This is a genomic window from Acinetobacter legionensis, from assembly GCF_048552295.1.
Classification (GTDB): domain Bacteria; phylum Pseudomonadota; class Gammaproteobacteria; order Pseudomonadales; family Moraxellaceae; genus Acinetobacter.
In genome coordinates, this window is record NZ_JBIMCW010000065.1 from 1 (window position 1) to 1,278 (window position 1,278).

General features: G+C 40.9%; 1 protein-coding gene and 1 other annotated feature. The gene reads right to left on the minus strand.

The genetic code is table 11. From position 1 onward, the window contains the following. Nucleotides 1–8: 8 nt before the first annotated feature. Nucleotides 9–1,228 (minus strand): IS3 family transposase gene (locus tag ACG916_RS21450; protein ID WP_419329340.1). Its coding sequence is split into 2 segments (ribosomal slippage): nt 9–952 and nt 952–1,228, totalling 1,221 coding nucleotides; the frame shifts between segments, so codons are not numbered across the junction. After that, nucleotides 837–953 (minus strand) — a sequence feature (AL1L pseudoknot). Its footprint overlaps the gene before it by 117 nt. Nucleotides 1,229–1,278: the final 50 nt, after the last annotated feature.

The window sequence follows — 1,278 nt, forward strand, 5'->3', positions numbered from 1 at the left end:
TATTTAAGTTAGGCCACCTGACCTAACGGGTTAATCTTATCATAGTACATTGCTTCAAACTCAAAAGGCGATACATAACCCAGTGCACTGTGTACACGCTTTTTATTGAACCAATCTACCCAGTTTAGTGTCGCAAGTTGTACATCTGCTAAACCTTGCCAATCTGCTTTTAAATATTCAATCACCTCTGTTTTGTATAAGCCATTCACCGTTTCAGCCAGTGCATTATCGTATGAATCACCAGTCGTACCGACTGATGCTCGTAAATTTGCAGCTTCTAAACGATTGGTATAGCGAATAGAAAGATATTGAACACCTCTATCGGAATGATGAATCACATTCTTTGGCATGCCTCGATCGTGCAATGCTTGCTCAAGTGCATCGAGTACCATATCTGTATTCATCCGTGTAGATACTTTCCATCCAACAATTGCTCGTGAGAACACATCAATGATAAAGGCGGTATAGACCCAGCCTGAATTTGTTTGAATATAGGTAAAGTCAGCAACCCACAAGTGATTAGGCCGATCAGCTCTAAAATTCCGTTTCACCAAGTCAGGTGCTCGTTTTTGGTCATCTCGGCTACGGGTGGTTTGTTTGTTCTTACCTCGCCAAACACCTTGTATACCTAGATTTTTCATTAATCGAGCAACAGTACAGCGTGCAATAATATAGCCTTCACGTTTCAGTTTTTGCCAGACTTTACGTACACCATACCGACCTGAACTTTCCTTCCAAATTCGTTTAATCTCCTCAGCATGATGCAAGTCATGTAAATCTCGCTTTGCTCGATGTTCTGGATTTTCGCAGAGATCTAGAGTCCGGTAATAGGTTGAAGCTGCGATCGGTAAAATCCTACAAATCGCATCAACACCATATAAGTCTTTATTGTTATGGATGAAATCCACCATTATTTGTGTGGGCGGTCGAGCTCCGCCTGGGCGAAAAAAGCGGCTGCTTTACGTAGAATTTCATTGGCACGCTTTAATTCTTTAATTTCACGTTCCATTTGCTTCATTTTTTCTTGATCAGATATCTGTTGTACTTTAATAGGATTTTGCTGATCTAAATGCTTTTGATGCCAGGCACGAAGTGTTTCAGGAGTACAACCAATCTTAGGCGCAATTGCTGTGATTGCAGCCCAAGTAGAAGGATAATCTTTTTCGGATTCAATCAATAATTGAACCGCTCTTTCTCTGATTTCAGGGGTATATTTTAATTTTGTCATCGGGATAGTCTCTCAGAATATTGACTCTCCGACAAACCCGGTACGGTTCA